At 61.0% G+C, this 18409-nt stretch carries 16 protein-coding genes; 6 read left to right on the top strand and 10 right to left on the bottom strand.

Annotated features, from left to right (window positions below; translation table 11 throughout):
• Positions 1–62: 62 nt before the first annotated feature.
• Together CABTHER_RS05440 and mscL are read left to right on the top strand one after the other, a co-directional pair.
• Positions 63–1352: an NAD(P)/FAD-dependent oxidoreductase gene (locus CABTHER_RS05440; protein ID WP_014099596.1), complete on the top strand. Its 1290-nt coding sequence runs from the start codon at positions 63–65 to the stop codon at positions 1350–1352.
• A gap of 44 nt (positions 1353–1396) precedes the next feature.
• Positions 1397–1798 carry a large-conductance mechanosensitive channel protein MscL gene (gene mscL / locus CABTHER_RS05435; RefSeq protein WP_014099595.1) on the top strand — a complete coding sequence of 134 codons (402 nt, stop codon included), beginning with the start codon at positions 1397–1399 and terminating at the stop codon, positions 1796–1798.
• A gap of 20 nt (positions 1799–1818) precedes the next feature.
• Here the strand turns inward: mscL and CABTHER_RS05430 are convergent, their stop codons facing one another.
• Positions 1819–2703, bottom strand: a complete 885-nt coding sequence (locus tag CABTHER_RS05430; RefSeq protein ID WP_014099594.1) for an alpha/beta hydrolase — start codon at positions 2701–2703, stop codon at positions 1819–1821.
• Positions 2704–2880: 177 nt separating this feature from the next.
• On the opposite strand from CABTHER_RS05430, the gene CABTHER_RS05425 reads away from it, so the two are divergent.
• Complete coding sequence (locus tag CABTHER_RS05425; protein WP_014099593.1) at positions 2881–4002, top strand: bifunctional UDP-sugar hydrolase/5'-nucleotidase; 1122 nt, start codon at positions 2881–2883, stop codon at positions 4000–4002.
• Between the two features lie 27 nt (positions 4003–4029).
• On the opposite strand, the gene dprA is transcribed toward CABTHER_RS05425, so the two are convergent.
• From dprA to CABTHER_RS05405, 4 genes are read right to left on the bottom strand one after another with little or no spacing between them, the layout of a single operon-like run.
• A complete protein-coding gene (gene dprA / locus CABTHER_RS05420; RefSeq protein WP_148263956.1) occupies positions 4030–5193 on the bottom strand; it encodes a DNA-processing protein DprA in 1164 nt (387 codons plus the stop codon).
• Complete coding sequence (gene mazG / locus CABTHER_RS05415; protein ID WP_014099591.1) at positions 5144–6013, bottom strand: nucleoside triphosphate pyrophosphohydrolase; 870 nt, start codon at positions 6011–6013, stop codon at positions 5144–5146. The genes dprA and mazG overlap by 50 nt, the downstream gene beginning before the upstream one ends.
• Before the next feature lie 14 nt (positions 6014–6027).
• Complete coding sequence (locus CABTHER_RS05410; protein ID WP_014099590.1) at positions 6028–7368, bottom strand: RNA-guided endonuclease InsQ/TnpB family protein; 1341 nt, start codon at positions 7366–7368, stop codon at positions 6028–6030.
• The gene (locus CABTHER_RS05405; protein WP_014099589.1) at positions 7359–8009 is read right to left on the bottom strand and encodes an IS607 family transposase; all 651 of its coding nucleotides are present in this window, start codon (positions 8007–8009) and stop codon (positions 7359–7361) included. The genes CABTHER_RS05410 and CABTHER_RS05405 overlap by 10 nt, the downstream gene beginning before the upstream one ends.
• Before the next feature lie 85 nt (positions 8010–8094).
• Here CABTHER_RS05405 and hfq point away from each other — a divergent pair, with 85 nt between their 5' ends.
• Entirely contained in the window at positions 8095–8595 is a 501-nt protein-coding gene (gene hfq, locus CABTHER_RS05400) for an RNA chaperone Hfq (RefSeq protein ID WP_455423192.1), read from the top strand.
• 27 nt (positions 8596–8622) lie between these two features.
• Positions 8623–9279, top strand: a complete 657-nt coding sequence (gene tmk / locus CABTHER_RS05395; RefSeq protein ID WP_014099587.1) for a dTMP kinase — start codon at positions 8623–8625, stop codon at positions 9277–9279.
• 3 nt (positions 9280–9282) lie between these two features.
• Here tmk and CABTHER_RS05390 read toward each other — a convergent pair whose 3' ends face one another.
• Both CABTHER_RS05390 and CABTHER_RS05385 read right to left on the bottom strand, forming a co-directional pair.
• The gene (locus CABTHER_RS05390; protein ID WP_049787467.1) at positions 9283–10290 is read right to left on the bottom strand and encodes a GHMP family kinase ATP-binding protein; all 1008 of its coding nucleotides are present in this window, start codon (positions 10288–10290) and stop codon (positions 9283–9285) included.
• The gene (locus tag CABTHER_RS05385; protein ID WP_014099585.1) at positions 10287–10598 is read right to left on the bottom strand and encodes a (2Fe-2S) ferredoxin domain-containing protein; all 312 of its coding nucleotides are present in this window, start codon (positions 10596–10598) and stop codon (positions 10287–10289) included. The genes CABTHER_RS05390 and CABTHER_RS05385 overlap by 4 nt, the downstream gene beginning before the upstream one ends.
• A gap of 207 nt (positions 10599–10805) precedes the next feature.
• Between CABTHER_RS05385 and CABTHER_RS05380 the strand changes: the two genes are divergently transcribed.
• Complete coding sequence (locus tag CABTHER_RS05380) at positions 10806–11756, top strand: lysophospholipid acyltransferase family protein (protein ID WP_081464718.1); 951 nt, start codon at positions 10806–10808, stop codon at positions 11754–11756.
• A gap of 64 nt (positions 11757–11820) precedes the next feature.
• Here the strand turns inward: CABTHER_RS05380 and CABTHER_RS05375 are convergent, their stop codons facing one another.
• From CABTHER_RS05375 to CABTHER_RS05365, 3 genes are all read right to left on the bottom strand, one after another.
• Positions 11821–14001, bottom strand: a complete 2181-nt coding sequence (locus CABTHER_RS05375) for a prolyl oligopeptidase family serine peptidase (protein WP_014099583.1) — start codon at positions 13999–14001, stop codon at positions 11821–11823.
• Positions 14002–14238: 237 nt separating this feature from the next.
• Complete coding sequence (locus CABTHER_RS05370) at positions 14239–14802, bottom strand: hypothetical protein (RefSeq protein WP_148263955.1); 564 nt, start codon at positions 14800–14802, stop codon at positions 14239–14241.
• A gap of 94 nt (positions 14803–14896) precedes the next feature.
• Positions 14897–18235: a TonB-dependent receptor gene (locus CABTHER_RS05365; protein ID WP_081464717.1), complete on the bottom strand. Its 3339-nt coding sequence runs from the start codon at positions 18233–18235 to the stop codon at positions 14897–14899.
• Between the last annotated feature and the right edge of the window lie 174 nt (positions 18236–18409).

Raw genomic sequence — 18409 nt, 5'->3', positions numbered from 1 at the left:
CCGCTCCACATTGTGAGACGAAAGCTCCTGAAGTTATCCACTCAGAGAACGTATCAACTCGGATGACCCAATCTGCTTCCCGACGCAAACACATCGTTGTTGTCGGTGCCGGGTTTGGCGGCGTCGCTTTTTGCCAGGCCTTCCCGGAAGGATTGGCCGACATTACGCTGGTGGACCGCAACAACTACCACCTGTTTCAACCGCTTCTGTATCAGGTAGCGACGGCTGACCTCTCCCCGTCCGACATTGCCGAACCCATCCGCACGATTTTCGACCGGCGGCGTGACATCACCGTGCTGATGGATGAAGTTACCGGGATTGACTTCCAGAGCCGTATCATCACCATGCGGCGGCGGACACTTCAGTACGATTACCTCGTACTGGCGATTGGCGCCCGCACAGGCTACTTCGGCAATGACGACTGGGCGCGCTACGCCGGCGGACTCAAAGGCATTGAAGATGCCCTCAACATCCGCAACCGGGTGCTCTCGGCGTTTGAGGAAGCCGAAAACTGCCCCGACCCGTCCCAGGTCAAGTGTCTGACCACCTTTGTCGTTGTGGGAGGTGGCCCGACCGGCGTCGAACTGGCCGGGGCGCTCGGCGAGCTGACGCGGCGCGTTCTGCGGCGCGATTTCAAAAACATTGACACCTCTCAGGCGCGGGTCTTTCTTATCCAGAGCGCTCCACGCCTGCTTCCGCCCTATCATCCGGCCCTTTCGGAGTACGCCCGCCAGAAGCTTGTTCAGCTCGGCGTGGATGTGCGTGTCTCCTCGCGTGTCGTCCGCGTCGGACCACACCAGATTGAACTGGACAACGGAAAAATCATCGAGGCGGCCAACATCATCTGGTGCGCCGGTGTCGAAGGGCATCCTCTGGCGCGCAAACTGGGGTTGCCCACCGACCGGACCGGGCGGATTCAGGTTGAACCCGACCTGCGGGTTCCCGGTCATCCCGAAATCTTCGCCATCGGCGACATCGCGGCGCTGACCGACGCCAAGGGCGTCGTCGTGCCGGGCGTGGCGCCAGCGGCGCTTCAGATGGGGCGCTATGCCGCCAGGGTCCTGGCTGCCGAGTTGCGCGGCAGGCCCAAGCCGCCGCCGTTCGTCTATTTCGACAAGGGCAGCATGGCGACCATCGGACGGGCGGCCGCCGTCCTGGAAGTCGGCAAACTGCGCATGACCGGCTTCCTGGCCTGGATTGGCTGGCTCATTGTCCACCTGGCCATGCTCGTCGGCTTCAACAACAAGGTCAGTGTTCTCACCGAATGGATTTTCCGCTATATCACCTACCGGCAGGGGGCGCGCATCATCACCACCCCCCGAACGGATGAACTTCTCCAGGAAACACCATAGCCAAGCTTGCGGCAGGCACAGCCTGCCCTTCCCGACATCTGGTCATGAGTATCGTTCAGGAGTTTAAGACCTTCATCTCACGCGGCAGCGTCATTGATCTGGCCATCGGCGTCGTCATCGGTGGTGCCTTTGGCAAAATTGTGTCGTCCTTCGTCGAGGACATCATCCTGCCGCCCATCAGCCTGCTCACCAGCGGGGTCAATCTCTCCGAAGCCAGAATCGTCCTCAAGGAAGCGGCCAAAGCCGGCGACCCGGTCATTGCGATCCGGTATGGCAACTTTTTTCAGTTCGTCCTTCAGTTTTTCATCATTGCCGTTTCCGTCTTTCTGGTCATCAAGGCTGTCAACCGCCTGCGGCAACCAGCGCCGGCCCCGGCGGCATCCCCGCCAGAGCCGACCAATGAAGAAAAACTGCTGACCGAGATTCGGGACCTGCTCAAACGCTGACCGGCCGGCGGCCGCTTCCTTCAGCTTCCAGCCAGCGCGGTCGGCCGGGGCTTGCGGGTGCGGGATGTTTTGACCGGGTAGAGCCGGCGCAGAACTGTGCCGACGCGCTTTCCCCAGTCGTCCTCGGTGTGCTTGCCACCACGCACTTCCCGGTAGAACAGGTCTTTGTCGGGCAACCAGCCGTACTCGATGAGCAGATCGCGCATGCGCCGCACCTGCGCAATGCCGCCCCCCATCTCGCGCGTGCCCATATCGAGCCAGATGCGGACATCCGGCTTGCGCTTCAGGTGCCGCACAAGCCGGAAGGCGACGCCGTGGTCCCACCACAGCGAGGGTGAAAGGGCGGCAATGCGCCCGAAATACTCCGAGTAGTGCAGCCCCAGCAGCAGGGCAGCCAGCCCTCCGAGCGATGAGCCGCCGATACCGGTGCGGTCACGGGCGGGATCGGTGCAGTAGGTGGCATCCATGAAAGGCTTGAGTTCCTCAACGATGAAACGTCCGTACAGGGGAAGCAGCCCCCCCTGCTTGACGCCGGGATCGCGGGTGGGTGTGTATTCGTCTATGCGGTGGATGCCTGTGTTCCAGATGCCCACGATGATGAGAGGTTCGATTTTCTTTTCGAGCATGAGACGTTCGGCCGTCCGGGCCATCTTCCAGTCATGGCCCCGGATGTAGGCCGTATCGCCATCGAAAAGGTTTTGCCCATCGTGCATATACAGCACCGGATAGCGTACTGCCGGGTCTGCGCCGTGACCGGGTGGCAGATAGACAATGACATGCCGCTTTTGGGTGAGATGTCGTGAGGCCACATTGATATGGAGTTGAAAACTGCCCGCATAACTGTCGGCATCGCGTGGGAGCGACGGGGTGAAAGCGGCAGGACTCGGCGCAGGGCGTTTCGACATGTCAGCAGTGGCAGTGGGCAGGCAGCTACGCTGTGGGAAGCGCCGAGGGGAAATACAATACGGGTCTGGCAGCATAGGCCGCGCCTCGAAACAGAAGCAAGGGACGGCTTGCGGCGCTTCCCATTTCGTCCATAATCAGGTTTTCACTTCACATCTTCGCGGGAGACAGATGACCCGATGAAACCCAAGTATGGAATCATACTCGCCGCAGCTCTGGCGCTGCTGGCTGGACTCCTTCCCTCGCTCAGTTGCCAGAATGGCTCGGCAGCCGGTGATGCCAACCCGGGAACAGCGGCGATGTCGCCGGAGTTTGCCGCCCGACTCGGCCAGGATGACGGTTTTGCCCTCTCGATTCTGTTCGGCGCTGATGTGCAGGGCAACCTCAAGGACTGCGGCTGCCCCAAACATCCCCAGGGCGGGATTGCCTGGCGGATGGGCTATGCTGAAGGTCTCAAAAAGCTCGCTCCCGACGCCGCCATTGTGCAGCTCGACGCCGGACGGATGTTCGCCAACTCGGTAGGCTACATCCAGCCCTACGACCGCGTGCGCAACGAGTGGATGCTGCGCGCCTACGGCGAAGCCGGGTTTGCCGCCGCCAACGCAAGCTACTTCGATGTCCAGATGCTGGCCGAGCTGCTGCACAAACCTGAGTTTGATACCAAACGCCAGACGTTTCCCTTTCTGAACCGCATCGTCTCCGCCAACATCCGTCCCACCAAGCCGGAACTGACGCCGCTTCCCGCCTACATTATTGAAACCGTGCAGAGCAAGCGGCTGCCCAAACCCGTCCGGCTGGGGATCACGGGCGTCACCATGGCCAATCCCAATCCCGGCGCTGAAACGCTCAACTTTGCCATCGAGGACCCGGCGGAAGCCCTCAAGCGGGTTCTGCCCGAACTGCGCACCAAGGCCGACTTCGTCATTGTGATGTCCTATGGTCCTGAAGCCCAAACTGACAAGATCACGAAAGTGCCGGGCATTGATCTCGTCGTTGTGGCCAACAACTCCGGGGCGATGTACCTTCAGGTGCAGAAGGTCAACGATGTTTCGGTCGTCTATGCCTTTTCCCAGACAAAGCTCCTCGGCGATCTGCGGCTTTACTACACCCCGGAGGGGCAGATCAGCCAGATGCGGCTTTCGATGCCCAGCCTTGACAAGGATATTCCCAAGGATCAACGCTGGGAGCAGATGGTCGCTGATGCCCAGAAAGCCATTGACGAGGCGATGAAGGCCGTCGTCAACTCGCCGCCGGCCGAGCCAGCCGGCCCGCCGTCCAGCGCCGCCCCGGCGGGCAAGTAACCGGGGGTGTCGCCTGGGCGCGAACGGTCATCCATTCCACGCCCGGACGTAGCACTTGCCGGGCAACTCACGCAGCAGGCCGCGCAGTGTCAGGTTGAGCAGGGCAGCCATGGTTCGTGGCTGCCCCAGCCCACTCTGCACAATCAACCCATCCACATACACCGGCTGATCAAAGCCCACCAGCGCCAGAATACACTGCTCATCCTCGCCCAAATCAAAAGGCAAGTGGCTTTCCTGTGGCGTTGCCGCAGGCTGTCCGGTGCGGAGCCGTTGCCGCAGATCGTAGGAAAACTCGGCCACGACATCCTGCCAGTCCATCACGAGTTTGGCGCCATCCTGAATGAGCCGGTTCGTGCCGATGGACTTCCCCGAAGTGATGTTGCCCGGCACGGCGAACACTTCGCGCCCCTGTTCGAGAGCCAGCCGCGCCGTGATGAGTGAGCCGGACTGCTCAGCCGCTTCCACGACCAGAACACCCAGGCACAATCCGGCAATGACCCGGTTCCGGTAGGGAAAGTTCTGGGGGGCCGGAGGCTTTTCAAAGGGGAATTCCGTCACCAGCGCCCCGGTTTCTGCTATCCGGTCAGCAAGTTTGGCATTTTCCCGTGGGTAGGTGTCGTCCAATCCCGTCCCCAGTACGGCGATGGTTCGCCCCCCAGCATCAAGCGCCGCTTCGTGGGCGGCCGTGTCAATGCCCCGCGCCAGGCCGGAGACGATGGTCACACCCCGGCTGGCCAGGTCGCGCGCCAGACGGTTGGCGGCATTCCGTCCGTAGGTTGAGCAGGATCGCGAACCGACAATGGCCAGGCAGGGCTGCGCCACGGCATCGGCCAGATTTCCCCGAACGAACAACAGTAACGGCGGGTCAGGAATAGCACGCAATAGCGCCGGATAGGCCGTATCGGCCAGGGTCAGTACGCAACCGCCGGAACGCTCCAGAGCCGCCAACTGCCGTTCCACCGCCGCTTCAGATGCCTGCCCCACAATGGCCCGGGCCGTTTCTTCCGGCACGCCCACAGCGCGCAACTCTGAATAGGGGGCTGCCAGAGCGGCTGCCGGCGTGCCAAAGTGGTGGATCAGCTTACCGCCCACGACGGGCCCGACGCCCGGCGTCAACCACAACCTGAACCAGTCCCGCAGGTCATCCGCCATGGCTTTCAGAGGACGATGCCGGCGCGTGTTTGATGGCATCCCAGATGGCGTTCATCTCGGCCGGGTCACTTTCGGCAAGGGTCTTGCCCCGCGCTGCCAGCGCCTGCTCCACGGCGGCAAAACGCCGCCGAAACTTCTGATTCGTCGCCTTGAGCGTGGCTTCGGGATCGAGGCCGAGCTTGCGCGCCAGATTGACCACGACAAAGAGCAGATCGCCGACTTCTTCGGCAATTTCCTGTGGGTTGGGTGCCGGCTGCGCCAGCACCGCCTGGAGTTCCCCGGTTTCCTCCTCCAGCTTGGCGAGTACCGCCTGGGCATCCGGCCAGTCGAAATCGTAATACGCGGCCCGTTCCGTCAGTTGCCGGGCCTCGATGAGCGCCGGCATGCGGGACGAAACCCCATCCAGCACTGACGCCAGCCGGCCGTCCTGGCTGGCCACAGACTTCTCCTGGGCTTTTTCCTGAGCCTTGATGGCTTCCCAGTTGCGGGTGACTTCCTGAGCGTCATGTACTGTGAGGCTGCCAAAGACGTGGGGGTGGCGGCGGATGAGCTTCTCACGCAGCGCGTCAATCACCGCGTAGATGTCAAAGCGGCCTTCCTCGGCCGCAATCTGGGCGTGGAAGATCACCTGGAGCAGAACATCCCCCAGCTCCCGGCACAGCTCCCGGTCATCCCCTTCGTCGAGGGCGTGAAGTACCTCGTAGGCTTCTTCCAGAAGATAGGGCTTGAGCGTCTGGTGTGTCTGCTCCCGGTCCCAGGGACAGCCCTGTGGGCCGCGCAACCGCGCCATGACCTCGACCAGAGCTTGAAACCGTTGCTCCGGGCCAGGGTTGTCCGGGAAGGTCCGCGATGATGCCATGCCAATGACTGCTATCAAGAATGTGCGCAAAAGTGCGCACGGTTCTCTTCCTGCCCCGACGTGTCCTGTTGACCACCGTCGTATCTGACAGGCGTGACTTTCCCGACTACGGCGGGGACGGTCCCCGCCGCAGCGCCGCCATTGCTGGACGGACTCGCCACGGGTAGGGCAGTTTCGGTTGCCAGCCGTTTCAGGTTCAGCGCCGCATTGAGGTCACGGTCATGGTGCGCACCACATTGAGCACACACCCATGTTCGATCTCTCAATGTCAGCGCCTCGTTCTTCCAGCCACAGATGGAGCACAGTCGGCTACTTGGATACCAGCGATCAGCGATGGTAAGCTGAGTACCGTAGCGCCGGGCCTTGTATTCCAACGGCGAGCGCAACATCCCAAAACCCACGTCAGAGATGGCGCGGGCGAGTTTCTCGTTCTCCAGCATCCCTTTGACGTTTAAATCCTCGATCACTAACGCTTGGTTTTCGCGGCAGAGTCGAGTCGTGAGCTTGTGGGTGAAATCCGCTCGGATATTGGCCATGCGGGCATAGAGCCTTGCCAATATCGCAGCGGACTTCTGCCGGTTGTTCGATACCGGCAGGCGCGTTCCTTTAGGCAGGCGGGCATGGCGTTCAAATCCTGCTGCCTTCTTGGCGGCTTCCAGCTTGCGGCTGAGACGTCGGCTACGGATTTCCAGACGGCGCAGCGCGGCTTTGAGCGGCTTTGGCGCCTCGATGACTTCACCGCTGGAGACCGTTGCGGCAGCCTTGATGCCCAGGTCGATGCCGTTGACCTCGTGCGACGTGCGACGCCGATAAAATTGCGCATCAGGCACCTCGACCTGTATGGCCACAAACCAACGATCCGCGGTGCGAGAAACCGTTGCGCCCAAAATCCTGCCCGCGAAGCGCAGCTCCTTGGTCATGGCGACTTCACCGATCCTGGGCAGACGGATCGTCCTGCCTTCCAGGGTGAACTTGTCGTTGGCAACATAAAAGCTGTCGCGGCAACGGCCCTTTTTCTTGAGCCGTGGCTCGTGCGCTTCTTTGCCCTCCTTGAGGTCGGCGAAGAACCGTTCCCAGGCTTTGGCGAGATTCCTGAACGGCTGGGCGTGGGCATCCCGGTGAATGTCTTGCAACCAAGGCCGACCGTTCTCATCGAGCCACTGCGGGTCGGTGTACTTGATGGCGTTGAACTGTTTTTTGAGCGCCAGGGCGTTTGGCCTGCCGCCTGCTGCGTATTGCCTGTTCCACTCATTGAGCGCCCAGTTCCAAACACGCCGCGCCGTGCCGCAGGCGCGCTTGAAGTAGTCCACTTGCTCAGGAGTCGGACAAAGAGCGATCTTGTGGGTCAGTTGCATTGTTGGGCCTTTTTGACGTCATTCGCATCCTGTTTCAGCGCTTCATTCAACTTCTTTCGATAGTTCCTCAAACCGTATAGCCGAGACGAAAAACAGCGCACGATGGTCATTAAGTCTTGCACCATTTCCTGTTCGGGAGACAGCCGTTCCTGGTTCAGTACCAGCACTTCGCAGCCATGGGTTTGGGCGTAATGTTCGAACCACTCAAAGCCGAAACGGGTGAGGCGGTCCCGGTGAGCGAGAATCAGCATCCTGACTTCCCGTCGCCCGATCTCGTCCATAAGGGCCAGAAACCGCTTGCGCCTGAAGTCCAGCCCGCTGCCCACTTCCTCGATAAACCCGACCCCCGCCAATCCCTTCGCCACCACGAACTCTTCCAGCACTTTGCGCTGATCCGCCAGGTCCGGCTTCTGCGCCGCACTCGATACCCGACAGTAGGCGACAAGCTTTGTTGGCGCATGGTTGGCCTGCCGCAAACCGATGAACTCACGGATCTGCGTCTCAGTGTAGAGGCGGCGGTTGCTGTCCGTTCGGGCCACCGGAATCAGCCTTCCTTCGCGTTCCCAACGCTGCAACGTCTTGACCGAGACACCAAGGAGTTTTGCCGCCTTGCCTGTGCTTATAGTGCTTTCCATGAGCATTATTATACACTACCGCGTACTATACGGCAAGCTAGAGTCCGGCTCCTGTAGGTTTTCTACGCACCAGCGTGCAGGTCGAACATGGATGTTCGTCACCGGGCAGGTCAAGCCAGGGGGCTGGCCCGGTTGGAATTTTCGGAGCGGCAATGGTACTTTGGCCACTCATCTTTTTTTGGACGTTCTTTTTTGTCCCAACCTGTTGAACCGTCAACCTGCCGCGTCTGTCTTGGCAGGGGGCTTTGGACACAAAACTATGGATGCCAAATCACCTGCGTCGCCATCGGGGGCGTCTTCACAAAATCTTCAGGACACCTTTCTCAATCAGGTGCGCCGCGAGCGTTCACTGGTCGCAATTTATCTCGTCAGCGGCGTCAAACTGACGGGCCGCATCCGTGGCTTCGACAAGTATTCGGTTGTTCTGGAAGCCGGACAGCAGGAGCAACTCATCTTCAAACATGCCATTTCCACCATTTCCGTCATGCGCAGCGGCCCGGGCCGCCATCCGACACCCTCCGCACCCGGCACGACAGCAGAAAGCTCATCAGGTGAAAAAGAGGCCGGTGACGGCGGGGAGACCACATCCTGAGCTGTAATCGCACGGCACCCAAACCCAATGCCTACCTGTCAAGCGCCGCCTCGCGGTAAGTTCATCAGCTTCGAGGGGATTGATGGTTCTGGAAAAACGACCCAGGTGAAACGGCTGGTGGCGGCACTCCAGCGGGCAGCCGTGCCGGTCATCCACACCCACGAACCGGGCGGCACGCCTCTTGGACGTTACCTGCGCCAAGTCTTGCTCGATACCAGAGAGACAGCACCCACCACCCGCGCCGAAATTCTCCTGTTTGCTGCCGACCGCGCCGAGCACGTCGAGACCGTCATCCGTCCGGCGCTGACTGCCGGCCAGATCGTCGTCTGTGACCGTTTTGCCGATTCCACCCGGGCCTATCAGGGTTCTGGACGCCGGATGAGCGCCGAGGTCATCGAACAGAGCCTTCAGCTTGCCACACAGGGGCTGGAACCGGATTTGACGTTCCTGCTTGACCTGCCGGTTGAAATGGCCGTCCAGCGGCTGAGGCAACGTGGCGCACCGGCCCACCGTTTCGAGGCGGCAGGACTGGAGTTCTACCACCGGGTACGGGCCGGCTTTCTGGCGCTGGCCGAACAGTACCCAACGCGCATTCGGGTCATTGATGCAAACCGCTCCCCCGACGAAGTACACACAGCCATCTGGCAGGTGGTGGCAGCGCGGCTGACACCACCCCTGTTGTAGCCATCACATTTCCGTTACGGTCAGCCCTTGGGCGGTGAGATGGGCATCGAGCACCTGCCCTCCGGCAGCCGTCAAAGCCGCCTGCACATCTGGCTTGCGCCCTTCGGCAACCACAAAGACCACGCAGCCGCCGCCGCCAGCGCCACATACCTTCCCGGCCAGCGCGCCGGACTCCCGCGCCACGGTCATGAGCCGTTCGATAGTCGGTGTGGAGACTTCGGCCGCCAGTTGCCGCCGGTGGTGCCATTCCTGCTCCAGTGCTGCGGCCACCGCGCCAAGGTCACGGGCGCACACCGCTGCATACATGTCCCGGGCCAAGTCCCGGATCCGCGCCAGAGCCGCCTGCGTCGCCAGGTCGCCCTCGATGTGCCGCTTGAAAATTTCCCAGTTGTTCGTGCCGGAAAAGTGCGCCTGCCCGGTGTGGCAGACCACGACGTGGGCATCCAGCCACGGAAGCCAATCGGCCGCCAGCGACTCATGACAGACGCCCCCCACCCCCAGGTGAATGGCACTGATGCCCCCATACACCGCCGGATAGTAATCCTGCACTCCGGCCGGAACGCGAATCACCTGGGTTTCGATGTTCGGGGCCAGGATCAACAGTTGCTCCGGGGTATAGCCCGCGCCGGTCAGATGGTTCAGTGCCCCGGCCAGAGCCATCACCAGCGCGGATGAACCGCCCAGGCCCGAACCCTGTGGCGCAGCGCAGGCCGTCATCACCTCGATGCCGCCCGATGGCCCAAAGAAAGCCACCAACCGCGCCAACAACTGAAGCGGAGTATCAAAGCGCAGGGCGTCCCGTGACGGATACACTTCACGCTGTCCGACATCACGTGAGACCAGCACAATGCTTGTATCCGCGCGGGTCGTCACCTCACATGTGGCAAGCTGGTCAATGGCGGCATTGACGGTGAGCGCCCCCGGATGAAACAGATAGAGCGGCGGCAGGTCCAGCGTGCCGCCGGCAAGATCAATGCGCGTCGGAGCCGTGGCAATGACCCTGCGCATCATGAGGCCGCCGGCTTGGTTTTGACGTAGCGCAGCCGTTCAACGGGCTGCCCGCCCAGCAGGTGTTCATGGACAATGGCCGCGGTGTCCTCCACGGTGACGTGACCGTACCAGACCTGTTCCGGATACACGACGACCATCGGGCCGTTGCCGCACTGGGCAAGGCAGCCCGCCTTGTTGACCCGAATGCTCTCCAGCTTGCCGCAGGCTTTGACTTCATCCCGCAGCGCCTGCCAGACCGCCTCGCTTCCCTGGGTCGGGCAGGTTTTGCCCGCCACACACACGAACACATGCTTTTCGTAGATACTCATCGGAAAAGTCCTTTTCCACAAAGTGCCGGATGCCGTCTATCTTGGCGGAAACACTGCCGGTTGGGAAGTCGTCCCGGCCTGGCACCCGGCCAGTTGTTTCCAGCCGATTGGCACGTATAAAGTAGCGCCAGCGCCGCCCCAGGATAACGGTTCCTGCCCTGATGTACGCTGGGGCGACATCCCCAACCCATCTGACCACCTGAAGCCATGTCAAAACGTCGCCTCCCCGATTCGCCTATGCGCGTCGTCCCGCAAGTGACCTCCGGCAGCCTGAATGGGCAACCGGCCGATACGCCGAAACCAAAGGCGGCAGCCGGCGACAATCCACCTTCGCCGGAAAAATACACGTCCCTGCTGAAGGCGAGCGCTGGCGTCGGCATCGCGCTGGGCATTGCCACGATTGGCAGCTTTCTGCTGTTTCGCCTGCTCAACCGGATGAAGGTGGAGGGTCTTGAAAACATCCCGGAATCACACGAAAACGTCCTCTACTGCCCCAACCATTCCTCCATCCTGGACAACTTCGCCCTGGGCGTCGGGCTGTACATCCCGCGCATGCTGTTTCGCCCGGAATACATCCCGATCAATCTCGCCGACCGCAAGAACTTTTTTGGCGATCCGTCCTCACGGCGCTTCAAGGACCGCGTTCTGCGGGTGCTGGGCGAATACTTCTTCAAAAACCTGCGCACTTTCCCGGTTGACCGGCGCAGCGCCGGCGGACTCGAACAGGTCGATCAGTGGGTGGAGATGCTCCGGCAGAACATCGTCATCGTGTTCCCGGAAGGTACGCGGTCACGGACCGGCGAAATCGGCCGCGGCCGCGCTGGCGTCGGCAAACTCATCTACGACGCGCGCCCCACGGTTATTCCGGTACGTCTGATGGGCACCGATGAAGTGCTTGGCGTCGGCAAGCTCATCCCCAGCTTCTTTCGTACAGTGCGTATCATCATTGGCAAGCCGCTCGACTTGAGCGACCTGCTTGATCAACCGCTGCCGGAAGACGAACGGGCGCGGATTGACTTCTACCGTGCAATTTCCAACCGCGTCATTGAAGCCATCCGCGCCTTGGGCGACGGACGCCCGCTGCCGATGGACGCCCAGCCGGAAGCGCCAAAACTTCCCGCCGAGGCAGCCAGCGAAGATGAAGCCGGCCCCGTATGAAGCTGGAAGCCAGAACCAGCCAACACCATACGGGGCCCGCCCGGTAGCCCGGTAGCTGACCTGCCTACTTCACTGTCATCTGAAACGTCCTGACGAGAAACGCCCACACATCGGCCGTTTCCTCGATGAGCTTGGACGTGGGCTTGCCAGCACCGTGTCCGGCCCTGGTCTCAATCCGAATGAGCACCGGCGCGTCGCCTTTGTGCGCGGCCTGAAGCGCCGCCGCAAACTTGAAGCTGTGCGCCGGCACAACGCGGTCATCGTGATCCGCTGTGGTGATGAGCGTGGCCGGGTAGCGCGTTCCGGGCTTCAGATTATGGAGCGGAGAGTAGGCATACAGCGCCTTGAACTCTTCGGGGTTCTGGGGTGAGCCGTAGTCCGACTCCCACGCCCAGCCAATCGTGAACTTGTTGAAGCGCAGCATGTCCAGAACGCCGACCGCCGGCAGCGCCGCGCCAAACAGTTCCGGGCGCTGCGTCATGCAGGCCCCGACGAGCAGCCCCCCGTTGCTGCCGCCCTGAATCGCCAGCCGCGCCGGCTGGGTGTACTTCTCCCGAATCAGCCACTCGGCGGCCGCGATGAAATCATCAAACACGTTCTGTTTTTTGAGCTTGGTGCCGGCCTGATGCCATTCCTCGCCATACTCGCCACCCCCGCGCAGGTTGGGAATCGCCAGCACGCCACCCATTTCCAGCCAGGCAATCCGGGCCGGTGAGAATGACGGTGTGAGCGAAATGTTGAACCCACCATAGCCATACAGCAGGGTGGGATTCTTTCCGTCCTGCTTGAGGCCCTTGCGGTGGACGATGAACATCGGGATGCGCGTGCCGTCCTTGCTCTTGTAGAACACCTGCTGGGTGACATAAGCGCCCGGATCGAAAGCCACTTTGGGCTGCCGCAGCAGCGTGCTTTTCCCGGTGGCGAAATCGTAGCGATAGATGCTTGTCGGCTGGGTGAAGCTCGTAAAGGCATAGAACGTCTCGGTAGCTTCCGGCTTCCCGCCAAAACCGACGGCCGTGCCGATGCCTGGCAGCGCAATCTCCTGCACAAATTTCCCCTCGCGGTCAAACATCCTGACCTGCGTTTTGGCGTCCGACAGATATAGGGCAATGAAGCGTCCGCCAACCCACCGGACGGCTTCCAGCGTATCCCGGCTCTGGGGAATGATCTCCCGCCAGTTCGCCCGTTCGGGACGGGTCGCGTCAATGGCGATGAGACGGCCACGTGGGGCTTCCCAGTCAGTGCGGAAGTAAAAGGTCGTTCCATCGTTGCCGACGGGCGTAAAGTCGGCGATGAAGTCGGGAATCAACTCGACCACCTTCGCTTCCGGGTTGGTCAAATCCTTGTAGAAAAACAGGTTTTTGGGACTTGTCCCCATGGTGACGACAATGCCCAGATACCGCCCGTCATCGGTGACATAGCCGCCAAAACCCCACTCTTTGTGGTCCCGGCGCTCGTAAACGAGTTCATCGGCCGACTGCGGCGTACCCACGCGGTGGTAGTAGAGTTTCTGGTAGTAGTTCGTGGATTGGAGCAGATTCCCTTCCTTCGGCTCGTCATAGCGGCTGTAGAAAAAGCCCCGGCCGTCTTTTGTCCACGATGCGCCGGAGAACTTGACCCACTGGAGACGGTCGGGCAGGTCTTCACCGGTTTCGACATTCCGTACCCGCCATTCGTTCCAGTCGGAGCCGGCTGTGGCCAGACCGTAGGCGAGCAGCTTGCCGTCATCGCTGACGGCATAGTTGGTCAGCGCCACCGTGCCGTCGGCAGACAGGGTGTTCGGGTCAAGCAGCACGCGCGCCTGTGGATCGTCCGGCGTCCTGCCGACGTACAACACACTCTGGTTTTGCAGCCCATCGTTGCGCGTGAAGAAATAGCGGTCGCCCTCGCGGAACGGCACTCCGAACTTTTCGTAGTTCCAGAGCTGGGTCAGGCGCTCGCGCAGCCGCGCCCGTTCGGGAATGGACTCCAGAAAACCAAAGGTGACTTTGTTCTGGGCCTCGACCCAGGCTTTGGTCTCCGGTGAGTCGGCATCTTCCAGCCAGCGGTAGGGGTCAGCGACTTTGATGCCGTGGTAGTCATCCACCTGCTCGACCTTCTTCGAGGGCGGATAGACGATGGGTGACGATGCGGAAGCCTTCATATCTTTGGAGAAGTTCTGGGCAAAAAGCGGCAGCGGGGCCGTCCAGAGCAACATTGCCGTGCCGGCCACCAGGGAGCGTCGCAACGCCTGTCGCTTGAACATCGTGTCTTGTCCTCGTGAGATTGGGAATCCTGCCTTTCCGGCTGCAAGCCGCAGGCAATGGTGTAAACCATGACATGGCCGGCCAGTGCTGCCTAGTGATCCACGCTCTGCCTTCAAACGGCCACTGGACTTCTTTCCGGGAACAAAAAACCGGGAGCCGAAAGCTCCCGGTGTAACAAAGGGCGCGTCACCCGACGATGGCGCTTACTTTTTGCCGAAGCTTACTTTTGCCAAAGCTTACTTTTTGCCGAACGTGAAGTTGACGCCAAAGCTCAGGCGCAGGTGACTCTGGGTGTCGCGCAGAACGCTGCCGGAGCCGCCGATTTTCGTAAACATGTATTCCCCCTGAATGGCGCGCAGGGAAACAAAGTCCGACACCTTCACGTCCAGCCCCCCGCCCATCGCCATGGCAAAGCCGCCATCGCCATCAAAACGCAGGGGAGCCGTGTTGGGCACCGGCACCCGGCTGGCCCGCGCGCCGCCCAGCAGCACGTGGGCAAAGGGCGTCACCCGTTCGCCCCGCAGGCTCACCCGTGGGCCGGCCATGAAGGTGTACAGGTTGGTCGCGTTGTCATAGTGCGCCCCAAAGTCGCCGACAATGCCCAGCACGCGATTGACATTGTAAACACCCTGCAGATTGAAGCCAAAGGCATCCTGGCTGGGGCCACGGGGAGTGAGGTCATTGAGGCGCGTGTAGGTAAAACCGGCAAAAAATTCGCCCTGGGGAACATCCTGGGCAAAGGCCGTGTGGCCACATACAAACAGGCCAAACAGCAGAACAAACCACAGTTGCTTTTTCATACGCATCATTCCTTCAGGAAAAATGGAGACCAGCACCAAGCGTTGTGGCGGCCAAACGACCGTCGCCGTCTGACCGCCAAACGCTGGCCGCTGATCAGAAGTCAATCCGCACCGCAAGCTGGATGAAACGCGGGTTGCTTCCAAACGTCGCCCGTGGACGGTTGAAGAAGCTGTCCGAAGCAATCGTGAACCGATTGACGGCCGTCCCCGTCGTGCTCACCGGATTGACGCCGTTGACTGACCCCGGCACGAATTGCGGATGGTTGAAGGCATTGAAGAAATCGGCCCGGAACTGCGCCCGGATGCCTTCAGTAATCCGAAAGTTCTTGCGCACGAAGATGTCAAAGTTGTTGATGGCCGGCACGCGCAGGGTATTGCGTCCGGCTGTGGCCAGCGCGCCGGGGCCGGCCACGATGTACTGGGCATTCGGGTTGAGCGCCACGTAAGCCACCGTTGCCGGATTGCCCAATGGCACCGTATTTCCAGCCGCATTGACGGCGCGCACGCCGCTTCCGGTGCCCCGCTGCCCGTTCGGGTTGAGGATGGTACGGTCGCCGGCATTGTCGCCGTTGAGGTTGGAATCCACACCACTGCGGGCCGTGAAGGGCTTGCCGGTTTCATAGCTGTACGTGCCGGAGATGCTGAAGCCACCCAGCAGGGACCGCAGCCACGGATTCGGGCTGTTGAGGAAAAACGGCACGTCGTAGTTGGCAGTAATTGCCAGCCGGTGCGTGCTGTCGAGCAGGGACAGCGACCGCTCCGCCCGGAGGTTCTGGAAGTCCTGCACCCGGCGCGAGGACAACACGGTGCTGAACAGTTCGGCCGTCGTGTCGTCAATGAGCTTGCTGAAGGTGTAGGCCAGGTTCACGCTGTAGTTTTGCGTCAGCCGCTTCTGCACCTGCAACTGCAAGCCATGGTAGGTCGAGTTGCCGTTGGAGAGAAACGCCACCAGGTTGCCAGCATTGAAACCGGCCGCGGCAAACGCCGGGACGAAGTTCGACCGGGCCGCAATCACTTGGGATAATGTCGGCAATCCGGCCAACTGCGCTGGCGTCGGGTTGCTCAGGAACGTCGGCAGCGAGTTCTGCGGTGTCACCCGTGGTTGCCGGTTGATGCGGTTCTGCGTCAGCAGGTGAACGCCACGGGTTCCGACATAGCGGACTTCGGCCGCCCAGTCCTTGAGGAACTGGCGCTGAATGCCCAGCGTCCAGGTAATGGAGTAGGGCACTTTCTGGTCGGGAATCCACGACGAGGTGATGGCGCGCAACTCCGCCGGAGTTCCTGTGACGGGTGCCGGTGTCGGCGGCAGGCCACCCCCGGCCAGAAAGCCCGGCACACCGGGGTCTTCCACGTTACGGGTCTGGTTGAACTGGGGCGGCAGCGACAAGATGTAGAGGTTGTCGAAGATGATGTCGTAGCCCATCGAAAATCCGGCGCGGATGGAGCTGGCTCCGGGATTCCCGAAGATGCGGTTCATCAGTCCCGACGAAAAGTCAGGCGCGTAAGCCAGTCCGATGACCGGCGCAAAGTTGGTCGTCTGCTCGGCGGGCGAGTTGAACGAAATCAGGCCCGGCACGGAAGCGGCGCTGTTGAGCCGCTGCAAACGGGCCGTAAACGGCACCTGCTGGTAGGAATACCGGAAGCCGTAGTTGAAGGTCAGCTCCGGCCGAATCCGCCAGCTATCCTGCGCAAACCCAAAAAACAGCCACTGGTTGCCGTAGTAGGGTGAAACTCCAACCGTGCGCTCACCAAACTCAGGACTCAGGTCCCGCAGGAACGACTCGGTCCTTAAGTAGAAGTAGTCGCCACGCTGCCGCTGGACAAACGACTGCGGCGCAATCAGCCGCCGGGTGTCAATGCCAAACTTGAGTGTATGGTTGCCCACCGTCCAGGTCACGTTCTCGATAAGCTGGTAGTTGTTCTCAATCCCAAACTGTGGGGCAACCCCATTCGGGCCGATGTTGACCCCCAGATCGTTGAGTTCGATGTTGGGGAAACTATCCAGCCCCGGATAGGCAATATCCGGCACCGGAACATCGTTTCGTGACCGCCGGAACGAGAAACGAAACTCGTTGGTCAGGTTGGGCTGGATGGCAAAGACGTTGGTGTACGAAAACAACCGCCCATCTACCGGAATGGACGTGAAAAAGGCCGGCAGGCCCGCTCCGGTGTCAATGCTGCGGATGCGGTCAAAGATAAAGCGCGTCCGGTGCGTCATCCGCTCGCTCTGAACAAAATCCAGATTGAACACGAAGTTGCGCTGGTTGCTGAAGGCCGGACGCTCAATGGCCACAAATCCAACGGGAATGTTCTGCCCGGCCACAACCAGCGTCCCGATGAGGCTGGGATCGGCTGTGGGTGCGGGGGGCAGATAGGTGCGCAGGATGTTGAGATTGGTCGCCGAGAGACCGGGAATGCTACCAAGCAGGGCGTAGCCGGCCTGGGTCGGTGCAATGATGCCACCGGCCGTCGCCGATGAGCCCGTTTGCTGACCTTCATACTGGGTGAAGAAAAACAGCCGGTCCTTGACAATCGGGCCGCCGACATTCCCGCCATAGCGGGAGTAGTCAAAGCGCGGCTGGGTGTCACGGGTGATGCCCTGTTCCTTCTCCCGGACGCCCAGCGCATTGAGGTTGCGGTTCTGGAGGAAGAAATAGGCCGTCCCGTGAAAGGCATTCGTGCCGGATTTCGTGACGGTGATGAACTGCCCGCCGTTCGACCGGCCAAACTCAGCGCCAAACTGATTGGTCAGCAGCGTGAATTCGGCAACGGCTTCAGGGGAAATGTAAATCTGCGGACCCGTCACCGACTTGTCGTTGTTGTCAATGCCGTCCACCGTGAAGTTGTTGTTCCGGGGGCGCTGCCCGCCGACGGAACCGCCGGTGCCAACCCCCAAACCGCCGCTGCTGGATACCCCGGCCGAGGTCAGCGCCAGGTTATAGATGCCCCCGGGGACAGTGGTTTGGCCAAGCTCGACAACCTGGCGGGATTCATAGGAACGTGCCAGATCGTTGGAACTCGTCTGCACCAGCCCCACGCTCGTCGCGGTGATTTCAACGACATCCGTGGTGCCGCCAGCTTCCAGCTTGGCGAGGACGTCAGTCGTACGGTTGAGTTCAACGCGCACGCCTGTCAGGAGCAAAGTTGTGAAGTTTGTCGCTTCGATTTTAACTTCGTAGAGTCCGGGCGGCAGGTTGACGAACAAAAACTCGCCGCTGTCATTTGATTGTCCCGTGGTCACCTTGTTGGTTTGTTTGTCCGTCAGGGTGACTTTGGCACCAGCGACCACCGCGCCGGTTGCATCCTGAACAATCCCACGGATGTTCCCATTCGTCACCTGCCCCAGGCTGGGTGTTGCCAGCCAGCCGGTCAGGACGAAAAGCGCGGCAACCAGAAGTTGCCGGATGTTCTTCATGTAACGAGGCCTATCCATAGACTTCGTTGACTCCTCACTTGCAAGGTTGCCCAGAAGGGCACTGCCATAGTAAGGCAAATAACGTACCGGAATTTACAGATTGTTTACAGCGCCGGTCTGTCAGGTCAGATTCCCACCTGACCGGGCAGAAAACCGACAAAGAACCAGAACCCCGTGCAGGAATGCAACACA

Source organism: Chloracidobacterium thermophilum B (genome assembly GCF_000226295.1).
GTDB lineage: Bacteria > Acidobacteriota > Blastocatellia > Chloracidobacteriales > Chloracidobacteriaceae > Chloracidobacterium > Chloracidobacterium thermophilum.
This window is presented reverse-complemented; position numbering and strand designations above follow the sequence as displayed.